This is a genomic window from Kitasatospora sp. NPDC032150, from assembly GCF_055579945.1.
Genome location: NZ_JBVIMH010000042.1, coordinates 1 through 22,784 on the forward strand (window position 1 = coordinate 1; position 22,784 = coordinate 22,784).

Below are 22,784 nucleotides of genomic sequence, written 5' to 3' on the forward strand. Positions count from 1 at the left end.
GGGGGGACCCTGTGGGAGAGTAGGACGCCGCCGAACAATTTTTAGTGAAAGCCCCTCCCGGGGATACCGGGAGGGGCTTTCCGCATTTCCGGGCATTCCGCATTCACCCGGAAAGCCGTCCTCGCCGAACGCGTGGAACGGGCCGAAGGCGAGCTTGGTTACCTCCTCCGGCCATCGCCGACGGCAACGTGGACGCCAACCTCGACCTGATCGCCGCACGCTACCCGGGTGCGGCCGCCCGTCTGGCACGGCTGTACCGCATCCGCCGGGCCCGGGCCGGTGACTGACCGTAAATTGTGTGGCCCGGGGTGCGCGCGTGGCGTTAGCCTCGGAGGCATGGACGTCATGGACCGATGCATCAGCGCAGCCGCGCGAGCGACCAGCTCGCCGGTTGCCGCCGCCTGACGTACGTCCTTCTCCCCCCGGCGACCGGAAACGGTCCGCCGGTGGTGGTTTCGAGGCGTTCCCTCCTCGGTTCCGTTGATCGCGTGGACTCGTTGTCCGGCGCCTCCCCCTGGCACACACGCGAAGGAGCCACCCCCATGAACACCGACCAGCTCGTCCGCGCCTTCATCGAGTACTTCGAGGAGCGCGGCCACCGCCGGATCACCGGCTCGACCCTGCTGCCCCCGCCCGGCGACCCAGTGCTGTTCACCACCTCGGGCATGCACCCCCTCACGCCCTACCTGGAGGGGCACCCGCACCCGCTCGGCAGGCGGCTGGTCAACGTGCAGCGCTGCCTGCGCACCACGGACCTCGACGAGGTCGGCGATCGCACCCACCTCACCGTCTTCGAGATGCTCGGCACCTGGTCGCTCGGCGACTACGAGGGCCCGCAGAGCCTCGCCTGGGGCTACGGACTGCTCACTGACGGGTTCGGCATCGATCCCGGCCTGCTCCACGTCACCGTCTTCGGTGGCGACGACCAGGTCGGCCCGGACATCGCCTCCCTGGAGCTGTGGCAGGACCGCGGAGTCCCGGTCGAGCTCACCGTCGAGGACAACTGGTGGTCCAACGGACCGACCGGCCCGTGCGGCCCCGACTCGGAGATCTTCCTGTGGACCGGCGACACCCCGCCGGAGTCGACGCCCACACGGGACGACCGGTGGGTCGAGGTGTGGAACCACGTGATGATGCGCCACCGGCGGCTCGTCGACGGTTCGCTCGTCCAGCTCCCGCAGCGCAACATCGACACCGGCCTCGGCCTGGAACGGCTCTCCTCGCTGCTGCAGGGCCGGTCGTCGGTATTCGAATGCGACGTCTTCGACCCCTGGCGCCGCCTCGTACCGACCCTGTGGCAGCTGGACGAACCGTCACTGCGCCTGGTCTGCGACCACCTGCGCTCGGCCATCGTCGTCATCGGCGACGGCGTGCGCCCGTCCAACACCGGCCGTGGCTACGTGCTGCGCCGCCTGGTGCGCCGGGTGCTCACCGTGCTCCGCCGGGACGACCCGCAGCGCGGACTCGGGAACCTGCCGGACGAGCTGGTGCGGCACACCCTGGACCACTTCCGCCAGGACATGGGCTCGGACGCGGTCCGCCAGGTGCTGCTCGACGAGGAGCGCCGGTTCGGCCGTCTCCTGGAGCGCGGCCGGCAGGTGCTGTCCCGCCCTCGATTCCGCGGGCCGCTCAGCGAGGACGACCTCCACTACCTCCACGACACGCACGGCCTGCCGCGCGACCTCGTCCTGAACCTGCGGTCGCAGTGACCGTCCGTCCCTTGACAGCCTGAGCACCGGAGCGGGCCGCGCTTATGAGCACTCCCAGAAGGAGCGTGATGTGACGGACGGCGCCGTAGTGACGATCAGTCACGAATTGTGAGACGGCCAGGAGTACCCCAGTTCCTTGGCCAGCGCGCCGTTGCCGCCGCAGAACCTTGCGTAGTTCCTCGGGTCCTCCTCGGCCAGCCGGCGAAGCACCGCGGCCGCCTGCTCCTCGGGCGGGCGGCCGTCGTTCGGCACCTCCCACCAGAACTGCAATCCGTCGCTGAGTGGGCGCTGGTCGCCGACCACCAGCCCGGGCAGGTACCAGAAGGTCACCACAACGGTGTCCGGGTTCTGGTGACCGCTGGTCACCCAGCCCGCTCGCGCCTCCCAGCGCAGCAGCACCTCCGGGTGCTCGGCCAGCCCTGCCGTGATCAGGCGGGCCGTGGTCCGGGCGGGCCAGGACCAGGAGCGGTCGGCCGTGACCCGGGCGAGTTCGGCGTCGTAGGAGGCGGCGTCGAACCGGTAGGCGGGCAACTCGGCCCTGGTGTGCGGAAGATGCGGATGCCGCGCGGGCCTGCGCCAGTTGTCCCACACCACCTCGTCACCCTCGCGGCGGATGGTGACGTGGAGCGCTCCGCAACAGCCCTCGGTGCAGTAGGCCTCGGCGAGTTGCACCTCGCGCGGCTCGGGCCCCGCCTGGAGCCGGCCCTGGTCCAGCAGGTACTCGGGGGCGTTCGCGGGCCCGAGCCCGAAGGCCTCCGGCACCAGCGGACGCCCGTCGAGCAGGATCCGGACCTCCACCGGCTCCCGGTCCACCGGCTCGCCCACCACCACCTCGAACCGCAACCGCTGTGCGGGAGACGGCAGTTCGAAAGGTCGCCGCCCGGTGCGCCGGATCCAGCCGGCCCGTAGCCGCTGCTCGGGCTCGGCACTGCCCGCGCCCGCCTTGACCGCCTTGACGGCGCCGACGGCGTCGGCCCAGCGGGGTTCGGCGAGCAGCGTGCCGAGCGTCTCGAGCAGCGCTTCGCGCTCGCCGGGTGCCCAGTCCAGCAGCACCCCGGCCCCGCACGGCGCGGACGAGTGGACGCAGTTCCGGCCGATGGCGGGTCGCGGCGAGCCAGGTTGCGGCGGCGGTCGGGCGGTTGATCCGGTCGAGGGCCGCCACCGCGAGGCCGGAGAATTGGGGGAAGACGCCGAGCAGCGAGAGCGGCAGCGCGTCCTGCGGTTCGCCGACACGGCCGAGCAGGGCCACGCCCACGCTGACCGCGGCCACGGTGGTGCCGGTGCGGACCAGCTCCCGGGCCAGCGTGCGGGCGGCGTCCTGCTCCTCCACGGGCAGCGACAACGCCTGGACGGCGGACCGGATCACCCACAGCTGCCGCTCGGGCAAGACGAGGGAGGCCAGCCTGCCGTGCAGTGTGGCGGCGTCGGGCGGGAGTGGGGTCAGTGCGGCCCGGACAGCGGCTCCGACCACGGCTCGGGCGAGCGCGGGCTCGTCGGGTTCCTCGGACTCGCCGATGCCGGTTGCAGTGGGGAAGCGGTAGTCGCGCTCGGGCGGCAGTCGGTCGGGCGACTCGTGCAGCAGGCGCAGGGCCCACTCGTAGAGGGCGGGCGAGCTGGTGAGCGTCTCGCGCTCCTCCTGGGCGCTCACCGGGCGGAGTTGGACTCGATTCCGTAGGTCATGGACGCATCCTGGCAGGCCGGGGTGGACGCTGTCGAGTCCATTGAGCAGCGTGCATCGTGGGAATCGCACCCATGAGGGTTGGGCCTGTCAATGGGCAGGCTGAGATGCCCGGGGCTTGATTCCGGGGGCTCCTCTTTCTCGCCCCAGTCCGAAGCCCCGGGTGGCGTAGGTCCTCGGTGAGGGGGCGGGCGAGGCGGAGCTGGGTGTGGGCGGCGATGATGAGCCAGGTTCACAGGTCGGCGGTGTCCGCGTAACACCGGGGGACGGGCGGAGACCAACGCACGCACGGCCGCATGGACCGAACTACCGCACTACGGCTCCGGGCGACCGCTCGGGGCTTCCGAGCAACTTCTGGGGGACTCAGTCATGTTCGTTCCACTGCCGGGCGACGGCACAGCTGTGCTGCCAGACGATCGGCCAGCCACACCAGGGCAAGGGCGAGGTCTTCGGACTTGATCGCAACTCAGCGTCACATGACTGAGATCCGCAAGATAGCGATGAAATCGCCGACCCCACGGGCATGCCTGGCGATTCGACGCAGCCTGGAACTGGCACCCCTTCGACGGTGAGCAGCCGAGCACCCCGGCCCGGCCGATGGCTCTGCTCTCCCGCCGCAACGGCGAGCCCACACCGGAGCAGACGGCAGCCGTCGTCCTCACAATGGCGGTCGGTGGCCACCCAGAGGAACTGGGGCGGTGGAGCGGAGTCACCCGCGCGAAGCCAGCCGAACATCGGCAGTTCTCACCACGGCCGGACAGGATCAACTGGCAGGGAACCGCCAGCCGCCAAAGTCTCCTGGCAGACGGTCGAGATCACCTCGGAGGTCAGCTGAGCGTGACGTCTGGCATGAGATCTTGACCGTTTGCCAGTGAGTTTGACCGCTCTGTTGGACGGACCTTGCCCGCTGGGTGCGGCGCCGCTGCTCAGTAGTAGCCCTTCTCGCCGTCGAGCAACTCGCGCACGACGTCCAGATGGCCCGCGTGCCGACCGGTTTCCTCGATCATGTGCATCAGCGTCCAGCGCAGGGTTGCCGCCCCGGCCCGGAAGTCCTTCTGGCGCCCGGCGTCGTCCAGGTGGTGGGCCGCGATGATCTCGTCCGAGACGGCGCACTGCTGGGCGTACTCGCGCAGCAGCTGCTCCAGCGGCACGTTCTCGACCCGCATGTCCGCGTCCTCGATCGACTCGTCGAACTGCGGACCGGTCGCCGGACGCCCCATCAACATGACCTCGAACCAGCAGTGCTCAACCCACCGCAGGTGGGAGACCAGGCCCGCGACCGTCATCAGCGGCGACGTGGGGATCACGACCCGGTGGGCGCTCTCGGCTGGCAGCCCCTCGCACTTCCAGTGAACGATCGCCCGCTGCATGTTGAGCCAGGCGATCAGTTGAGTCCGCTCGTCGGCGTCGTAGGCGGGACGCGTACGGGATGGAAGCACCATGGGAGTTGACAATAGTGGGTCCGCTGCGTGGCCGCTGGTAATTTCCGGCTCCGGGCCGGTCGAACTCACCTGGCAAACGGTCAAGATCACCTGTCAGAGGACATGTGGATTCGGCGCCGGCGGGAGCAACCCCGCTCGGCGGCCATCCTCGGAAGCTGCGTCCGGCTACGCTGCGCGGGCCGTCTCCCGTACGGCGACGGTGGCCTCGAACCGGTTGTCGACGGTGTCCCAGTAGGGGTGGAAGTACAGTTCGGCGCCAACCGCGGCGAAGGCCTCCTCCGTCTCCTCGTTGGGGTGTCCGCCCAGACCGCCTCGGCGGCGTACCAGCGCTTTTGGAGGCGCAGCGCACCCGGGCAGGTCGGCCTCCAGGAACACCTTCGTGGTGCCGGCGTCCGGGCGACGCCAGCGGCGCCGTCCGCGTCCCTGGTCGTAGCCGCGTCCGGGTAAGACATCTCCACGGCCTGCCCCTCGCTGGCCGACGCCGCCCGGGCGGCCTGATCGTGACCTCGCCCGCTCTCGTCCGCGGGAGCCAGCACCTCGCCGACCCTCGAGCGGGTAATCACCCATGGAACGCTTGACCAATTTTGAAATCTGGTCATACAGTCGATGCTGTGAGTGATTCTCAACGACTGTCCAGCGGCTCGGACGCACATCGGCTGCGAGCCGAGCGGATCCTCGATGCCGCCACCGGGTTGCTTCAGGTGCACGGATACCGGCGGGTGTCGGTCGACGATGTGGCCCGGCGGGCCGGGGTCGGCAAGGGGACGATCTACCTGCACTGGAAGACGCGCGAGGCGTTGTTCTGGGCGGTGCTGCAGCGCGAGTCCATGCGCTTGTTCGACCAGCTGATCGCGGGTCTGTCCCAGGAGCCCGAGTCGGCGCTGCCGCATCGGCTGATGCGGGCGATTTTTCTTGGTGTCGTCGACCGCCCTCTGGTGCAGGCACTGCTGCTGTCTGACACCGAGGTGTTGGGCAGCCTCGCCAAGGACGAGACGGTCGCCTCCGCTCAGCGCGAGCTGGCGGGGAACCCCAACTACCTGGAACTTCTGCGTGGGCAGGGACTACTGCACCCCGACCTGGACGCCGAGGCGGCCGGTCACGTCCTGGGCAGCATCATGGGCGGCTTCCTGACCAGCGAGGTGCGTGGTGAACACGCCGGGCTTTCGTTGGAGGAGCGGGCGGACCTGCTGTCAGGAGTGCTCCAGCGTGCACTGGAGGCCGAGGGCCCCAAGCCGCCCGAGGCGGTCGCCGCGCTCAACGCCCAGGTCGCTGCGATGTTCACCGCGATCACCGACACCCAGCGCGCCCAACTGCAGCGCGCATACCAGTAGGAGGAAAATGTCCGTCACACAGACGTCGCCCGGGCGCCGGGCGGCATCCACGGCCCGGCGCCCAGGGGGACGATGGTGGGCGCTGGCGGCGCTCACCATCAGCATCCTGGTGGTCGCGTTGGACAGCAACGTGCTGGTGACCGCCTTACCCACGCTGTCGCTCAAACTCGACGCGTCCACCAGCCAGCTTCAATGGATCACGGTCGGGTACACACTCGCCTCGGCGGGCCTGCTGCTGCCAGCCGGGAAGCTGGGCGACCGGTTCGGCCGACGCGCCACCTTGCTGATCGGTCTCGTCCTCTTCGGCGCCTCCTCGATCGCCGCGAGCCAGGTGACCACGGCCGGTGAGCTCATCGCGATGCGGGTGCTGATGGGGGCCGGCGGAGCAATGATCATGCCGATGGCGCTGGCGGTGCTCCCGGTGCTCTTCCCGGAGCCGGCCGAACGCGGTCGGGCTGTCGCGGTCACCGCCATGGGCACCATGCTCGGGCTGCCGCTGGGCCCGCTGCTCGCCGGTTGGCTGCTCAACCACTTCGCCTGGGGCTCGATCTTCCTCATCAACGGGCCGGTCGTCGTGCTCGGCCTGATCGGTGTCGTCCTGTGGGTCCCCGAGAGCAAGGATCCGTCGGCGCCACGGGTGGACTGGACCGGCGCGCTGCTGTCGGCGGCCGGCGTGACGGCGCTGGTGTACGGCATGATCGAGCAACCGATACGCGGGTGGGATGAGCCGGTACAAGGCGGGCTGATCGGCGGTGGTGTGCTGCTGGCCTGCTTCCTGGTACGGCAGTTGCGTGCCGACTCGCCACTGATCAACCTGTCGCTGTTCGCCAGTCGCGGCTTCACCTGGGGGTCCGCAGCCTTCGCGGTGACCAGTTTCGCTTTGAGTGGCGCGCAGTTCGTGCTGACGCCCTATCTGCAGGTAGTGCAGGGCAGCAACGCCCAAGGCACCGGGCTGCGGTTGCTCCCTCTGATCGCTGCGATGCTGGTGGGAGCAGCGCTCGGCGAGAAGGTGCTCGCCCCACGCCTGGGGCCGAGAGTTTTGATTCCCTTCGGGATGCTGGTCAGCGCGGCCGGTCTCGGCATCCTCACCCATGTCCCGGCCGGGGGCGGATACGGCCTCGCCGCCCTCGCACTGATCGTTTTCGGTTTCGGGCTCGGCCTCGTCTTCCCGCTGTCGGTGGACACGGTGCTGGCTTCTCTGCCCGAGGAGCAGAGCGGGGTCGGCAACGCCATGTCCCGCACTCTCCAAGGCATCGGTGTCGTCTTCGGCTCCGCGGTGCTGGGGAGTGTGTTGAACGGCGGCTACCGCGCACAACTCACCGGCACGCTGCGCACCCTGCCCGCAGCGGTCACGACCCCAGCCAGGTCCGGTGTGGCCGGAGCCCATGACGCCGCCCGTCACCTCTCCCCAACGGGTGGCCGACAGCTCATCCATGCAGCAGATCACGCCTACGTCCACGGCATGGCGCAGGCCGCATCCCTGACCGCCGGCCTACTCGCCGGGTGCGCCCTGCTGGTCGTGGCCCTGCTACCCGGACGCAGGCGGGACCATCGTGATCCACTCGCCCTGTCAGCGACCTCGACCGGCGCCGCTTGAGCCAACCGCGAAAGCAAGGGGCGGCCGAAGCCATTGCAGCTGGCTTCCGCCACCCTGGAGAATCCGCTCAACTGCCCCGAAGACCTCGAGCTTTCGAACCTGACGGTGGGCCACGCCCTGCAGTTCGCCGCCGCTAATGCCGCGCGGCCCACCGTCCACGCCGCCAACCAGCGGGTGCTGTCCCTCTTCGCCGCACTACCGACACCGAAGGACAGCCTCGAGTTCCGGCAGGACGGCCGCTGCCAAGACGGCTACTTCTTCCTGGGTAACCTCGAGGGCTCTCTGCGGTTGACGCTTGCCCGTCCCGCCGAGACCGCGTTGGCCGGGCTCGTTCTGTCCGCCCTCAGCGAGGTGCCGGCCGACCGGCGTGAAGCCCTCGCCAGTGTGGCGGGCGAGAAACCGGAGTACGGGGATCGCGGCCCGTACGTCGGGCAGCTGTGGATCACGGCCGTTGAGCAGGCGGCGCCATCCGTGGTGATGGCCGAGAACCTCCCCAAGGAGGCGCAGGCTGTCCGGGAGTTCCGGGCTGGCAGGGCCGGCTAGCGCCTACCGAACTCGGTAGGCGCTCCTGACGGGGGTGGGACCCCAACGACGAGTTTGGTCGCTGGGGTCCCACGGCACGCACGGCCTCCAGGCCAGGGAGCCCCTTACCCAGATTTGGGTACGGCCCGTAGGCCTCGAGCGGCTTCTCGTCAGAACGGCGTGGCGTGAGAACGGTGCAGTACCGGAGGGGATCAGCCTCCGCCGTCGGTAGGTGGGTTCCACAGCATGGACGGCTTCCCGGCCGGAACCACCTATGAAATTTGGTAGGTGGTCCCCCGAGACCGCCACTGCTTGGATAGCGTGGCGACGCACACACCCACGAGGCGTGTGCAAGCCTGTCACCCGTTCGACCGGGAGAAGAAGCATGACCGAGCACGACGACACCGGCCGGAAGCCCGTCGGCCAGGCTGAGGCCGACTCGCTGCGTTCCTGGGCCAACCGCGAGCGGCATGACGCCGAGATGCTCGCTCAAGTGATCGAAGATATTGCCGTCAACGGCCTGCCCGACCCCGAGAATTGCGTTCCCTGGGAGGAATTGCGCGATCGACACCTCGCCGAGCTCGCCAACGGGCAGACTGAGCAGCGTGTCGCCTAGCCATGCTCCCCGCCGGGCCCAGGTCCTGTTCCACCCCCCGGCCTCCCAGCAGATCGAGAAGCTAACCGCCGACGAGACGCACCGCCTCGACCGCGCACTCGTCGCCATCTCGGTGCGCCCCGACATTGGGACGTTGAGAGCTGACGCGCCGATCCACGACTATCGAGACGAGATCGAGGGCGTCCGGGTCATCTATGTCGCGACCGCCCTGAAAAGCATCGTGATCGCGGTGTACGTCGAGGTCTAAGGCCAGTACCTCGAATCTCCCCGAACGAGCCGAGGGGTGCTTCGGCCTTGCCGCGGGGCATCCTTCGGCTGCTCATTGGGTGGCCACCCGTCCGCATTGACGCACCCGTGAACGGCGGGGGGGAAAAGACATCCCTCCCCTGCGCGCATGACCACGGCCGTAATTCGGGTGCGTCCGACCGCGGACCGGCGAGACGATGGGGCATGACTTGGACCCTCACGACCTCGCTGGCCGACTTCCGAGCCGCGGCGTACGACTTCCTCGCGGCCGAAGCGGTGCAGAACACCGTACTGCTCACTGTGCTGGATCGGCTCTCCGCCGATCTGCACGCCTTCGGCTCCGAGCCGCCGCGGTTCGGCTGGTGGCGGCCCGAGCCGCAGGCGCCGGTGCGCGGTGCGTTCTTGCACACCCCGCCGTTCGGCCCGCGGCTCAGCCTGATGTCCGGGCAGGCCTGCAAGGATCTGGCGTGGGCCCTCCACAAGGCCGGTGTACCGCTGCACTCCGCGGCCGGCGAGAAGATGACGGTCTCCATCTTCGCTCGCGCCTGGGAGGGGCTCACCGGCACCACTTCGAAACCCGGGATGCACGAGGTGCTCTACCGGATGACCGAGCCCGTCGAGCCCGACCCGGCCCCGGCCGGCGGCGTGCAGCCTGCCGGCGAGGCGGACCACGAGCTGCTGGTCGCCTGGTCGGCCGCGTTCGCTGCCGAGGCGGGCGCGCTGATCGGCGAGGACCTCGATGCGGCGGTCCGCCAGCGGATTGCCAACGGCTCGTTCCACCTCTGGGTCGACGAGGGCCGTCCGGTCTGCTTCGCCGGGGCCAGCCCGACGGTCGCCGGCATGTCCCGGATCGGGCCGGTCTACACCCCGCCGGAGCTGCGCGGCCGCGGCTATGCCAGTGGCCTGGTCGCGGCGGTCTCGGCGCACGCCGCCGCTCAGGGCGCCGAGGACGTGCTGCTGTTCGCCGACGTAGCGAACCGCACCAGCAACTCCGTTTATCGGAAGCTCGGTTACCGCGTGGTGCAGGAGGCGCTGGGCGTGGACTTCGAGTAGGAGCGTGGGTCAGTGACGAGCAACCTGGCCGAGCGCACCGGGTGATCATCGCCGCCCGATTACGCCCAACGGCCCAGGCCGACCCATCGATCAGGAAATCCGCGCGTCCAGCAGGCCTGGGCCGCAGCCAGCGCGGCCTGATCACCCAAACCGGCCGGAACGCCGAAAGTCGAGTGATACCGGCATGCGACCACGCGCACTTGACGGAAGATCGGAACCATGCAGATCCCCGGCGACCCCCCAGCACCACTGTCCCCGACGGCCCTGTGGTGGGCCGGCCGCGGCGGCTCCTACATGCGCTCGATCGCCGTGGAACTGACAGCCTGGGGCCGCGACTTCGCCGAAGGAAGACCCGACCTCGACGACGTCACCATCCTGCTCCGGCGCACCGCGCAGGAAGCCCGAACCTCTCTCCTCGGCCCGTTCACGGCCAAAGCCGGTGAACTGCCGCCTGCTCCTCGGCCAGGGCGGGCGGCGGCACGGTCCTCGCCGGACAGCGTCCATGTATTGGCTGATGAGTTCAGCGCCTGGAGTAGCAGTTGGGTTGCATGGTAGGCGAGTTCGTTCTGGTGGCAGGCCAGGACCGCCTGGAATCGGGACCAACGGTGGCCGATGAGGGCCATGATGCGGTTCTCGCTGGGAGTGTCGCTGCGGGGGTACGGGAGACGACACCCGTACCCCCGCGGCTTTTCACGCCAGGCCGAGGTTCTGCAGTGCGGTGGTCCAGTCGGTGGCGATGGCGTTCTGCGCGTCCGCCAGCTGAACCTGGCCGCTGCACACGGCGCGCTTCAGCTTGTTCTCCACCGAGTCCTTGGTGGACGAGGCCATGCCGCTGGAGTCGGTCGCGTAGTGCGGCTCGGGCCACAGGTTGGCCGGGTCGGTCGGCGAACCGCCCAGCTCCAGCGGGATGTAGTGGTCCTCTTCGTAGTCCGCCGGGTTGGTGTCGGAGTAGCCGTACTCGGCTATCTGCTGGATCTTCAGCTTGTTGGTGTACGAGGTCGGCGGGCGGACCGTCGCGGTCCAGCCGGATACGCAGATCGTCGAGTCGATGGTGTCCTGGGTGACGTCCGGATTGAGGGCTCCCGGCGTGCAGTTGGGGTCGGGCAGCGGCAGGTAGCTCTGCGAGCAGGAGGCGGTGGCGGCGCTCGCGGTGGGGGCGAGCGGGGCGGCGCCGGCCGAGCCGGTGCCGAGGGCGAGGCCGGCGGCGGTGAGGGTGAGCGTGACGACGGGCGTGACGATTCGTCTGGCGGAGAACATGTGGGGTGAGCTCCAGGAATGAACGGCCCGAACACGACAGCCGGGCGGGTGTGTTCATGGCATCACCCGCCCGGAGGTCTCGACAGACCACACCCGGAGAACTTTTGATGACTGGTCAGTAACGTTAGATCAACGCGCGTAGCGTCGCAGTCCCCGGCGAGCCAGTGCGCCCCCTCGCCGAGGCGGGTGACGTGGAGGTGCAGCGTGACGGGGTCGCGGTCGTTTCCGACATCGAAGCGGACGGCGATGTCCGCACCGGCGACGAGCAAACCACGGCGCAACTGGCGGCCTGCGCCCGCCCGTGGGAGCACCCCGCCCTGGAACGGCTCGGGTGCGGCAGCGAGAACGACACTTGGCGCATTCCCTCAGCGTCGGAGATGCGCGGCTGGGCGCCGGGGTGCGGGCGTTCCTTGCGGACAATTGCCGCATGCCCTTTGGTCAGCCCCTCAGGACGTCGCCGACGGACTCGGCGACCTAGGCGCCGTCACGGACCTGGCCGCTGGCGTGCGATGTTCGACCAGGTCATGGATCAAATCGCGGACCGGTTCAACCGGGTGGAGCCCCGGGCCGCAGCCCGTCGTGTTCTTCGAGTACCGGGGCCCCGTCGCCTGATCGCGCCATGCGTATCATCTCCGTTCATCATGCGTATAGAACTTGCCAAGAGCGCACCTGACAGTCTGACCGCCCCCGAACCCGAACCCGAACCCGCCCCCGAACCCGCCCCCGAACCCGCCCCCGCCCCCGAACCCGAACCCGGCCGTGTGCCCGACGGCAACGGCCCCCGTCGCCTCCGCCCCGGCATGGCAGCCTTGACTCTCGGCGCGCTGGGCGTCGTTTTCGGCGACATCGGCACAAGTCCGCTGTATGCGATTCAGACCGTTTTCACCGCCGACGACAACGCAGTCGGGACGACGCCGGACCAGGTGTACGGGGTCATCTCGCTGGTGTTCTGGGCGATCACCCTGATCGTGTCGGTCAAGTACGTGACCTTCATCCTGCGCGCCGACAACGGCGGCGAGGGCGGCATCATGGCGCTGACCGCCCTCGTCCAGAAGCTGTCCTTCAAGTCGGTGCACACCAAGGTGATCCTGGTGGCACTCGGGATCTTCGGGGCGTCGCTGTTCTACGGCGACGGGATGATCACGCCGGCGATCTCGGTGTTGTCGGCTGTCGAAGGGCTGAAGGTCTCGGCTCCAGGTCTGAGCGACTTCGTGATCCCGGCGACGATCGCGGTGCTGGTGCTGCTCTTCGCGATCCAGCGCTACGGCACCAACCTGGTGGGCAACCTGTTCGGCCCGATCATGACCGTCTGGTTCATCATCCTGGGCGCCGCCGGTGCGTGCGAGGTGGCGAGCCACCCCGCGATCCTCAAGGCGCTGTCGCCGGTGTACGGCCTGCGCTTCATCCTGGATCACGGGATGATCGCGTTCGTCGCGCTGGCCTCGGTCGTGCTGGCCGTGACCGGTGCCGAGGCGCTCTACGCGGACATGGGCCACTTCGGCCGAGCGCCGATCCATCGCGCCTGGTTCTTCCTGGTCTTCCCGACCCTGACGCTCAACTACCTTGGCCAGGGCTCGCTCATCCTGCGCTCGCCGTCGGCGATCGCGAACCCGTTCTTCCTCCTGATGCCCGGCTGGGCGCAGTTCCCGATGGTGATCCTGGCGACCATCGCCACCGTCATCGCGTCGCAGGCAGTCATCTCCGGTGCGTTCAGCGTCACCCGCCAAGCGGTGCAGCTCGGCGTCCTTCCCCACATGACAATCCGGCACACCTCGGAGCACGAGGTCGGCCAGGTCTACGCGCCGGTGATCAACTGGGGTCTGTTCGGTGCGGTCGTGGCCCTGGTGGTGGGCTTCGGCTCGTCCGCCGCGCTCGCCTCCGCGTACGGCGTGGCGGTCACCGCCACCTTCGTGCTCAACACCGTGCTCTTCCTGGCCGTGGCCCGCATCATGATGGGCAAGCCGGTCTGGATGATCGTGCTCGGCGCCGTCGTTTTCCTGACCAGCGAGGTCGCGTTCTTCGCGGCGAACCTCACCAAGGTCGTGCACGGTGGCTGGCTGCCGCTGGTGGTCGCGTTCACGGTCTTCACGATCCTGATCACGTGGCAGCGGGGACGGCAGATCGTCACCCCGAACCGGACGGCGCTAGAGGGCCCGCTGCGCGCGTTCGTCGACGAGGTCGACGCGATGGACCCGCCCGTGCACCGGGTCGACGGCACCGCGGTGTTCCTCAACGCCAACATCGAGACCACTCCCCTGGCACTGCGTGCCAATGTCGAGCACAACCACACCCTGCACAAGAACGTGGTCATCCTGTCGGCCGTGGTGGAACGGGTGCCGCACATCCCCGAAGCTGAGCGGTGCGTCTTCGACGACCTCGGCCACAGCGATGACGGCATCACACACCTCACTGCGCGTTTCGGCTTCATGGACGAGCCGAACATCCCACAGGTCCTGCGGCTCGCCTCGCAGCACCCTGACGCGGGCCAGATCCACGGGCTGCAGGTGGACGAGGTGTCCTACTTCCTGTCGCGGATGACGATCATCAGGACCGAAGCGCCGGGCATGCGGCGCTGGCGCAAGAAGCTCTTCATGACCATCGCCAACAACACGAGCAGCCCCGTCGCGTATTTCGGGCTCCCCAGCGACAGGTGCGTCATCATGGGCGCCCAGGTCTCGGTGTGAGGCGGTAAGGCCCGGCAGGCGGGGACGGCAACCGGACCGCGTAGCTCGGCCGCCAGAGCGCCGCCCGCGCCCGCCGGCACGGCACGCGGGACAAGCGCAGGCGGCGATGCTGATCGCCGCGTACCGGAACGCCGCCTGCGAGCACCCGTCAGCGCCCCTCCCTGCTCGACCACGACCACCAGGACGACGACCACGTTCAGGCCGGCGAGCTCGGTCCGGCCGGCGATGCTGGGCAGCCGGCTGGGCGGGCTTGTATCGCGCACGTGCGTGGCGGTACCGCGCCTGACTCGGTGGGCGGGGTCGGCCTGGTGGCGTTCTGGGCGACGGAGGTGGAGTTCGCGCTGCTCGGCGGTGGAGGCAGGCGCAACGTGCGTGCGGACGAGGTGCTCCAGGCCCCGGAGATCGGGGTGCCGGTGCTGACGGTGGAGGTGGACCGCGCCACGATGGCCCCGCGACGATGGCGGCGAAGTGCGCCGGCTACCGAAGACATCATCCCGCTCTGCCCCCCGCCCGGCGGTGGTGGCGGGCGAAGCGCCGACCCATGACCATGGTCATGGACCAGAGGATCACGGCCTGGGCGCTGTCAGCGCGGGTCTCGTAGTCGCGGGCGAGGCGGCGTGAGCGTATGAGCCAGCCGAAACGCGGCCCATTTGACACCGTTGTTGACGAGGTGACGGATCGTATCCAGCACATGGCGGTGGCAGTACCCCTCCAGCCGCCCATCCACGCCGGCACCGGCAGCAGGTCCCGCACCGCCGCCCACTCGGCGTCAGTCATGTCGCTGTTGTAGCGTCGAACACGCTCGCCGTGGTCATCCGCGTTTCCGTACCGGTGCGCGAAGCAGTCGTACCTTGGGGGAACGGAGTTGCCGCCGACCGCGGCGGCGGCGTGCAAAAAGCGGCAACAGGGCCTCCTCGCGGCTTTTCGGTCTCGACAACCTCCATGCTGCGCAGGGGCCCTGTCTTCATGCGGCGACAACGCCGAGGTCACCCGAATCGGGAACCAGGGAACACGTGTGCCAATCCCAAGCCCCGTGACGGGTTCGTGGATCGCTTCTCAGTACAGCGGCGCTTGGCCGTCGGAGGCGCGCAGTTGCCCGAGAGCGGTGCCGTCGTCGGCGATTGCGTCGCGGACGCGGACCGCCAAGCGGGTGTTGCGGCCGAGTTCGGGGGTGTTGAGTGCCTTCATCAACGCGGCGTGCTGGCCGACCAGGACGACCATGCGCTTGGCGCGGGTGACCGCGGTGTAGAGCAGGTTCTGGCGCAGCATGAGCGTGCTGGAGTCCTTGAGCAGTGGGACGACGACGAAGCCGTACTCGCTGCCCTGAGAGCGATGGACGGTGATGGCGTAGGAGTGGAGAAGGGTGTCGAGTTCGTCGAAGGTGTAGTCGGCGCTGTCACCGTCCTCCAGTCGGATCCTGACGGTGCGTTCCTTGGTGTCGACGGCGGTGACCGTGGCCGCGGTGCCGTTGAAGACGCCGCTGGTGCCTTTGCGGGGGTTGTTGCGGATGGGCATGACGCGGTCGCCGGCACGGAAGGGGCGGCGGTCGCTCCAGTGCACCGCCTCGTCCTCGCGCTGGGGGTTGAGGACGTCCTGCAGGCGCAGGCCCAGCTCATGGGTGCCGACGGCGCCCTTGTTCGCGGCGCACAGCACCTGGATGTCGCTCTGGGGGACCTTGTACTTCTTGGGCAGCCGGTGGGTGACGATGTCGACGACCTCGTCGGCGAGGGCGTCGGGATCCTTCACCTCGATGAACCAGAAGTCGCCGCCGTTGGCCAGGCTCTCGCCGTTGCGGATGCGGTGGGCGTTCGTCGTGATGTTGCTGCCTGTGGCTTGGCGGAAGATGTGCGTCAGCGTGACCCGGGGGATGGCCTTGACGCGCAGCAGGTCGGCCAGGACCCGGCCCGGTGCCACGCTGGGGAGTTGGTCGACGTCGCCGGCGAGCAGGAGGTGCGCGCCGGCGGGGATCTTCGCCAGGAGCAGGTCGAACAGGCGCACGTCCAGCATGGAGGCTTCGTCGATAACGAAGAGGTCGGCTTCCAGCGGATCGTGGGCGTCGAACAGGGTCGCTTCCACCGTTGCTTTGACGCGCGGCGGGTAGATCAGCCGGTGGACGGTTGTGGCCTGGCGTCCGGTCAGTTCGCTCAGCCGCTTGGCAGCCTTTCCGGTCGGCGCTGCGAGGCTGACCCGCGCGCCGGAGGCTTCCGCCAGCTCGACGATCGCTCGGATGGTGAAGGACTTGCCGCAGCCCGGCCCGCCGGTGAGCACGCTGATCGATTGCGTCAGGGCCATCCGCACGGCGCTCTCCTGGTCCGGATGCAGCTCGATGGCGCTGTCCAGCAGGGGGAGCGCGCCGCCGCTCCAACGAGCCATGCCCGTGAGTCGGCTCTTGGCGCGTGACAGCCTGCCGATGCGGTGCGCCACCGACTCTTCGATGGCGTGCAGCCTGCGGTGGAAGACCGCTGGCCCGCGCCGCTTGGCTCTGCGCCCACCGTTCTCCGCTGCCGTTCGGTCCTCTCGGCGGTCGTCGGCGGGCAGCGGCTCGATCACGACGTGCCGTTCGGAGCGCAGGACGTCGAGCTGCTCGGGCAGAAGGTGTCGCAGGTCGCCGCCGAGTACCTGGGCCGCATCGTGCAGGAGCTGCTCCTGGTGGAGGAAGCAGTGCCCCTGTTGTCCGGCGGCCTCGTCCAGGACGTGGAGGATCGCGGCCTGGAGCCGCTCTGGACCGTGCTCTGGCAGACCCAGGGACAGTGCGACGCGGTCGGCGGTCCGGAAGCCGAGTCGGTTGACCTCGGTGAGCCGGTAGGGGTGCTCGCGGACGATGTCCAGCACCTCGCAGACCTCGGTGGCCTCCTGCAGCACGCCCCGGAAGTGGTGGACGATGCGCGGGGCATGGGTGGCCGAGACGCCCGCGCCCTGCAGTAGCACCATGATCTGGCGGATCTCCTGGTGCTGCTGCCAGGCAGCGAGGATGTCGGCATACCGCTTGGCGCCGATCAGGTGGACTTCCAACAGCCGCTCGGGAGTCTCGTCGATGACGTCGAGGGTGTCCTCCTTGAACTCGTCGACGATGGCCTCCGCCAGCCGCTTGCCGATGCCCTTCACCAAGCCCGAGGAGAGGTAGGCCCGGATCGCGTGACAGCTGGACGGCGCGATGTGCCGACAGGAGCGGGCGTGCAGCTGCTCGCCGTACTTCGGATGGACGGACCGGGTGCCTTCCAGGCGAAGGGTCTCGCCGGGTTGGACGTCGAGCAGACATTCCCCAGACGCGCCGATGCTCTGTCCCTCCGCCACGCCCAGGCGTACGACGGTGAAGCCGTCCCGGCGTACGAACACCACGCGTTCGACGATGCCCTCGACGGTTTCCAGTTGCTCGCCCACGCACGTACTCCTCGGGGTCCAGGCCGACCGGCCGAGCCTGATCACCACGACCGTAGCGGGGTGGAGACGCGCTGATCCACCGAATCGTCAACTCCGCGCTTGGGCAGGGTCGTCTCGGCTGGCCCGGCCCCACCCCGCCGCCGCACAGCACCACGCCTGAGACGCGGACCATGATTTTCCTGTCTTGGCCACTCGGCGACGCGGGCACCAACCCTAGACGAATCAGTCCGACTGTCTGCGGGCATGGGGAAAGGGCGTTCAAGATCCGTTTGTGACAACAGAACTGAACACCCTCGTGACTGAGGCGACCACCGGATTGTGGACACAGGGGCTTACGCAGCGAGTGAGGGTTAGCCGTCGTGCGTTGCTGTTCCCGAACTACCCATGCCGCGACGGATCCCGTACCGGTCGCACACGTCCGCGAACGCCGCCGAGGTGTATTGCAACCCGCGATCGGAGTGAAACACCACCCCGGCTACCTCGCCGCCGCGGCCGCCACCGCCATCTCAAGGGCGTTGACGACAGAGCCGAATTGGCTGACCGTCGGCACGCCACGGGTTCGAGGAGTGGCCGATCAGCGACGTGGGCCTCCGAGTCGTCTCCCAGCCGCGTGGAAGTCGGGGGCCAATCCTTGGGAATGGTCCAGGCCTGCGGCACGGTGGGTTATGGCACCACGACCACGCCAGGCCGACGGGCCCGATCCGGACGACGACGCCCGGCGTCCGGGCCGGACCGCGTACGCCTGCGGCTATTGGCGGCCAACCTGATGGAGCCTGCCACGGTGAGGGCCGGGGTGTCAGGACTGTGCCGCCCTTGCGGGCGTTGTTCCGTCGTTCCCGGGCGTGCCGGGGACGGGGTGTGCGATAGCTGGGTCCGGTCTCCGGGTGGCGGGTCGGATGCCGGAGGTGGGAGAGGGGGGCGGGCTGTGAAGGTCGGCGATGCGCGAGAGCTGATCGGTGAGGCAGTCGTCCAGGCGGTGCGGGCTGCCGGACGCGACCGGGCCGGCCACGACTCCTCCCGGGTCAGTGCTGGGCCGGGATGATCCCGGTCAGCCACTCGAAGGCGGGTGCGACAAGAGGGACCCAGGTGGAGCTCAGATGTGGGCCGTGAGTCTCGTAGAGGCTGACCGTGGTGGGGGACTTGGCCGCCTTCTGCAGGGCCACGCCGTCCTCGTAGCCGTCACCCTTGTTGCCGAACTCGTACAGCGCCACCTTCGGTGGGGTGGCCGCGTGGGTCAGGATGTACAGCGGGTTGGAGATCTCGTGCAGGTGGGGGTCCTTGCCGGTCAGCGAGTCGGACTCGGCAGCCGGATCGTTGTAGCCGGACAAGCTGATCGCGGCACGGTAGCGGTTGGGGTGGGAGAGCGCGAGCTTGGTCGCGCAGTGGGCGCCCGCCGAGTAGCCGGCCAGCGCCCAGCGGTCAGGGGTGGCATCGACCCGGAAGTTGTCCAGGATCATCTGCGGGACGTCCCGAGCGAGCCAGGTCTCGGCGTTGACCTTGCCGGGGATGTCCGCACAGCCCGTGTCGGTGCCCTTCGGCAGCAGCCTGACCCGGGGTGAGACCAGGATGAAGGGCGCGACCTGGCCGGACTTCATCAGCGGTGCGAGTTTGGTGACCTTCATGGTGCCGAACCAGGTGGTGGCCTCACCGGGGTAGCCGGCCAGCAGCTCGACCACGGGGAAGGTCTTGTCCTTGTAGGCGGGATCGTCGTACTGCGGCGGGGTCCACACCAGTACCTCGCCGTCGACCCCGGAGAGCCGGCCCTTGAGGTCGGTCTCCTTCACGTCCTTGGGTACGTCGCTGTCCACGGGGTGGAAGGACTGGATCACCTTGGGCGTGCCGGTGTTTGCCGCGATGCCGTCGTCCTTCGGAGGAGTGGGAACGGCCCGTACATGGTTGGAGGTGCCCAGCAGATCGCCCCAACTGCCGTAGATGAGGTTTTCGTTGTTGACCATCACGAACACCAGTGTCACGGCGGTGCACTGGCAGAGCAGGATCGTCCCGAGGTAGCCGAGGAACCTGAGCGGTCCGCGGCCGCTTGCCTCGGCCCGGCCGGGCTCGCCGCCGCGTCGGAAGGTTCCTCTGGTCGTCCATTGCAGCATGGCCAGCCCTATGGAGGCCACCAAGAGAACGATCGTGAGGATGAAGAAGGGAGTGCCCGTCAGTTTCATCGTTTCGTTGTCCCGCTCCTGTACCGTCCCGGACCCCACATGTCCGGAGTGTTCCGCACCGGGAGACACCACCTGGAACGCCTGTTTGGTTGCCGCGTGATCCTGAGAGAAACCTGAGATCCGCGTCACATCCGGAACCATTCTTCGGACGCGATCCACCAAGCCGCACGGCGAAGGGCCCGGCCGCGCCTGCCGCGTCCGTCGAGCGCGAGGGGCACGAAGGCCTCGCGCACGCACGTCCGCATCCTCGTCGCCGCCCGGGATCCGACGGCGTACCGCGCCCTTCGCCTCACCGAGGTTTCACCGGGCGACGCGGCAGTGTCCCGTGTCACGGAAGCTTGCCGTTCTCAGGGAAGCTGGCACCGATGCTCGGTGGGCCGATGCGAATCGCGGACCACCACGGCTTCCTTGGAGCGGTGGGCCACCAAGACGTCCCCAGCTTCAAACTGGCCGACGGGTCGTAATGCCGCATTGAGAGCCGCCCCAACCTTCCGAGGGACCTCTGCGCCGGCGGACTCGGCAGCGCGGCGACGGCGGTAGTAGTGCACGGTGAGGATGCCGAGCAGTGGCCCCCAGGCGGCCAGCGGCCAGTACGCACCGTAGAAGATGACGGCCTGCCAGCCGTGCGTGTTCGCACCGGGGTTGGCAGCACCGTTGATCTTGCGTCCGATGCTGATCATGGTCATCGAGTACGGCCAGAGCAGGGTGTTGAACGTCGCGCCGAGGCCGGCCGGGATGACCGCGGCGAGGATCGGAACCCGGCGGCCGCCCAGGCCTGGGATCCACCGGGGCCACACCTCACCCCACTCGCTGACCAGACCGACCGCCAGGAACGCCAGGGCCTCGCTGACCAAGCTCAGCGCGATGACGTACCACCACTCGCCGCCGAACCATGCCGGCGGCGGGCGGCCGTCGGTCGGGGCCTCCATCAGCGGTAGCCGCAGGTCGACGCTCAGGATCCGCCAGAGACCGGCGGGCAGCACGGTCAGGGAGGTCGCGTACGCGGCCCACATCACCCAGCGGGGCACACCCGCCACCGTCCGGCCGTGCAACCTTGCCAGAATGGAGCGAGCCGTCATAGGAAATCCTCCTGGTTCGAACGCCCGATCGGTGTGGATAGCCGGCCCTGTGGGCAGTGCCTCGCTGAATCGAAGATCGCAGTGAGCGCAAGGGCGGACATCCGCCCTGGGAACGGAACGGCTCACCCTCGCGGGGGAGGTCGGCCCTTGAGCATGTGCGGTCGGCTCAGGGCGCGGTGGCAGCGTTGCCGCTACTCCGTTTCCCTGAGCCGCCGGCCCGAACCGGACATGCGACTCTCACCGCATCCGGCTCTCCACGCGCCTTGCCCAACGGTCAGCCTGTGGGGGCTGCGGACGTCGCCGGACAGCCCGTAGCGGCGGCAGGCCAGCAGCTCGCCCACCGGAGCGCCGATGTAGTGGCGGAGGACGGCGAGCACCTCCTCGGCCTGGCGGTCGGCGAGGTAGCTCGGTGCGACCTCCAGGGCGAGCAGGCCCAGGTCATCGGACAGATCGAGGCCGTTGAGGTACGGGTATTGCTGCCGGGGACGGCGGTGTCGACCGGCGCCGGGTGGGGTGGAGTGTCTGGTCGTTCATACGCGCGATCATGCTGTTGCTGTTGGCCGTGTGGACCAGGCGGCCGCAGGCGGGGCAGCGGTCGGCCTCCAGCAGCTGGCCTTTGCTGGAGCCCTTGGGGGTGTAGGGGTCGCAGCGTGCGCAGGCCATGCGGTGCTGGGGTCAGCGCCCGGGCACCCTGGTGGTCTGTCCGGCGGCGCTGCCGCAGGTTGCGGTGTCAATAAGTGTCTGGAAGGTGCGGCTGGTCGCCTCGGACACGTGGAGGGGATTGAGGGAGATGGCCACCTGGCGGTGACCGGCGGCGTCGCCCATCAATACCGTGCCGTAGCCGGCGATCCCTCCGGTAAGGCCCCAGAACTCCCCGCACGCGGTCGGATAGCGGATCAGCCCAAGGCCGTAGGTGGAGCCGTTCTCGGCGGGCACCTGCCTCTTCATCTCGGCGAGCTCCGCCGGGCGTAGCAGCTTGCCGCCGAGCAGTGCGGCGTTGAAGCGGGTGAGGTCCATGGTGGTGGAGATCCCGGCTCCTGCCGGGCCGAAGGCCGAGGGGTTCTCGATGGTGACGTCGGCCGCGTGGCCGGACGCCCGCTGGATGTATCCGTGGGCGTGCGGTCCTGGGACGATGGGCGAGGTGGTGGGCATCGAGGTGCCTCGCAGGCCCAGTGGTCGGATGATCCGGCGGTCGACCTCCTCCACCCAGGTGTGCCCGGTGACACGCTCGATGATCATCCCGATCAGGACGTAGTTGGTGTTGGAGTACTTCCACTTCTCTCCTGGGGCCGCGTACGGCGGCTGGGCGGTGGCGATGCGCACGATGTCCTGCGGCCGGTACGTCGTCCAGCGGCCGACGGTCAGCCAGCGTTGCAGGGCGGTTTCACCCTCGGTGCTGAACCTGGGGTCGTCGGTGAAGTTGTAGATGCCGCTGGTGTGGTTCAGAAGTTGACGCACCGTGATCGCGCCGCCGTTCGGGACGAGACCGGGCAGGTAGCGCTCGATCGGGTCGTCCAGCCCGAGCCTGTGCTCCCCGACGAGTTGGAGGACCACCGTGGCGGCGAAGGTCTTTGTGACGCTGCCGATCCGGAACCGGGCACCATCTGGCACCGGCGCGCCGGTGGCGAGGTCCGCGACCCCGGTCGCACCTCTCCAGACCGGATGGCCGTCCTCCCTGACCTCGGCCTGCACGGCGGAGGAGCCGCCCTCCTCGACCACGGCCCGCAGCGCGCTCTCCAGGGCGGCCGGTTCGGCGACCGTCGACGGTGCGACTGCCCGGTGCGGCGCGGCGGTCGTCGCGGGTCCTGCCGCGAGGGCCGCCGGCGCCAGCGTGCCCAGCAGCCCCGTGCTGGCCAGCGCGACGACGGCCGCACGGCCAACGAGCCCCCGCGCCCGGCGGCGGTGCATCCCGGGGTATGCCGTGGTGGTGGTCATGATGGTCCCTCCCAGTCGAGCCAGATCCCTTCCGGCTCCTGCCATCCTGCCCGCAGCCCCACCACCAAGGCCTCCGCCCGAGG

General features: G+C 69.1%; 18 protein-coding genes. 10 read left to right on the forward strand and 8 right to left on the reverse strand.

Annotated elements, in window-relative coordinates; translation table 11 throughout:
- Positions 1-542 precede the first annotated feature (542 nt).
- The gene (locus ACZ5ON_RS31620) at positions 543-1,709 is read left to right on the forward strand and encodes an alanine--tRNA ligase-related protein (protein ID WP_465599875.1); all 1,167 of its coding nucleotides are present in this window, start codon (positions 543-545) and stop codon (positions 1,707-1,709) included.
- Positions 1,710-1,808: 99 nt separating this feature from the next.
- Here the strand turns inward: ACZ5ON_RS31620 and ACZ5ON_RS31625 are convergent, their stop codons facing one another.
- From ACZ5ON_RS31625 to ACZ5ON_RS31635, 3 genes are all read right to left on the reverse strand, one after another.
- A complete protein-coding gene (locus tag ACZ5ON_RS31625; RefSeq protein WP_465599877.1) occupies positions 1,809-2,762 on the reverse strand; it encodes a hypothetical protein in 954 nt (317 codons plus the stop codon).
- Positions 2,763-4,313: 1,551 nt separating this feature from the next.
- Positions 4,314-4,829: a DinB family protein gene (locus tag ACZ5ON_RS31630; RefSeq protein ID WP_465599879.1), complete on the reverse strand. Its 516-nt coding sequence runs from the start codon at positions 4,827-4,829 to the stop codon at positions 4,314-4,316.
- Positions 4,830-4,994: 165 nt separating this feature from the next.
- Positions 4,995-5,204 carry a hypothetical protein gene (locus tag ACZ5ON_RS31635; protein ID WP_465599881.1) on the reverse strand — a complete coding sequence of 70 codons (210 nt, stop codon included), beginning with the start codon at positions 5,202-5,204 and terminating at the stop codon, positions 4,995-4,997.
- A gap of 236 nt (positions 5,205-5,440) precedes the next feature.
- Here ACZ5ON_RS31635 and ACZ5ON_RS31640 point away from each other — a divergent pair, with 236 nt between their 5' ends.
- The 7 genes from ACZ5ON_RS31640 (at position 5,441) to ACZ5ON_RS31670 (ending at position 10,749) form a co-directional block, all read left to right on the forward strand.
- Positions 5,441-6,160: a TetR/AcrR family transcriptional regulator gene (locus ACZ5ON_RS31640; RefSeq protein ID WP_465599883.1), complete on the forward strand. Its 720-nt coding sequence runs from the start codon at positions 5,441-5,443 to the stop codon at positions 6,158-6,160.
- A gap of 7 nt (positions 6,161-6,167) precedes the next feature.
- Positions 6,168-7,757 (forward strand): MFS transporter, encoded by a 1,590-nt coding sequence (locus ACZ5ON_RS31645; protein WP_465599885.1) that lies wholly within the window; start codon positions 6,168-6,170, stop codon positions 7,755-7,757.
- 33 nt (positions 7,758-7,790) lie between these two features.
- Entirely contained in the window at positions 7,791-8,300 is a 510-nt protein-coding gene (locus tag ACZ5ON_RS31650) for a hypothetical protein (protein WP_465599887.1), read from the forward strand.
- Positions 8,301-8,664: 364 nt separating this feature from the next.
- Positions 8,665-8,895, forward strand: a complete 231-nt coding sequence (locus ACZ5ON_RS31655; protein ID WP_465599889.1) for a hypothetical protein — start codon at positions 8,665-8,667, stop codon at positions 8,893-8,895.
- Entirely contained in the window at positions 8,885-9,142 is a 258-nt protein-coding gene (locus ACZ5ON_RS31660) for a hypothetical protein (RefSeq protein ID WP_465599891.1), read from the forward strand. Before ACZ5ON_RS31655 ends, ACZ5ON_RS31660 begins: the two co-directional genes overlap by 11 nt.
- 203 nt (positions 9,143-9,345) lie before the next feature.
- On the forward strand, positions 9,346-10,194 hold the full coding sequence (locus tag ACZ5ON_RS31665) for a GNAT family N-acetyltransferase (protein WP_465599893.1): 849 nt from the start codon (positions 9,346-9,348) through the stop codon (positions 10,192-10,194).
- A gap of 219 nt (positions 10,195-10,413) precedes the next feature.
- Positions 10,414-10,749 (forward strand): hypothetical protein, encoded by a 336-nt coding sequence (locus ACZ5ON_RS31670; RefSeq protein ID WP_465599895.1) that lies wholly within the window; start codon positions 10,414-10,416, stop codon positions 10,747-10,749.
- A 135-nt stretch (positions 10,750-10,884) separates the two neighbouring features.
- Here the strand turns inward: ACZ5ON_RS31670 and ACZ5ON_RS31675 are convergent, their stop codons facing one another.
- Complete coding sequence (locus ACZ5ON_RS31675) at positions 10,885-11,451, reverse strand: hypothetical protein (RefSeq protein WP_465599897.1); 567 nt, start codon at positions 11,449-11,451, stop codon at positions 10,885-10,887.
- Between the two features lie 509 nt (positions 11,452-11,960).
- Here ACZ5ON_RS31675 and ACZ5ON_RS31680 point away from each other — a divergent pair.
- Positions 11,961-14,135 carry a potassium transporter Kup gene (locus tag ACZ5ON_RS31680; RefSeq protein WP_465599899.1) on the forward strand — a complete coding sequence of 725 codons (2,175 nt, stop codon included), beginning with the start codon at positions 11,961-11,963 and terminating at the stop codon, positions 14,133-14,135.
- A gap of 263 nt (positions 14,136-14,398) precedes the next feature.
- Entirely contained in the window at positions 14,399-14,680 is a 282-nt protein-coding gene (locus ACZ5ON_RS31685; RefSeq protein WP_465599900.1) for a hypothetical protein, read from the forward strand.
- A 511-nt stretch (positions 14,681-15,191) separates the two neighbouring features.
- Here ACZ5ON_RS31685 and recD2 read toward each other — a convergent pair.
- The 4 genes from recD2 to ACZ5ON_RS31705 form a co-directional block, all read right to left on the reverse strand.
- Positions 15,192-17,516 (reverse strand): SF1B family DNA helicase RecD2, encoded by a 2,325-nt coding sequence (recD2, locus tag ACZ5ON_RS31690; protein ID WP_465599902.1) that lies wholly within the window; start codon positions 17,514-17,516, stop codon positions 15,192-15,194.
- Positions 17,517-18,538: 1,022 nt separating this feature from the next.
- Positions 18,539-19,639 carry an alpha/beta hydrolase gene (locus ACZ5ON_RS31695; protein ID WP_465599976.1) on the reverse strand — a complete coding sequence of 367 codons (1,101 nt, stop codon included), beginning with the start codon at positions 19,637-19,639 and terminating at the stop codon, positions 18,539-18,541.
- A gap of 395 nt (positions 19,640-20,034) precedes the next feature.
- Complete coding sequence (locus ACZ5ON_RS31700; protein WP_465599904.1) at positions 20,035-20,766, reverse strand: hypothetical protein; 732 nt, start codon at positions 20,764-20,766, stop codon at positions 20,035-20,037.
- A gap of 675 nt (positions 20,767-21,441) precedes the next feature.
- Positions 21,442-22,701 (reverse strand): serine hydrolase domain-containing protein, encoded by a 1,260-nt coding sequence (locus ACZ5ON_RS31705; protein ID WP_465599906.1) that lies wholly within the window; start codon positions 22,699-22,701, stop codon positions 21,442-21,444.
- Positions 22,702-22,784 lie beyond the last annotated feature (83 nt).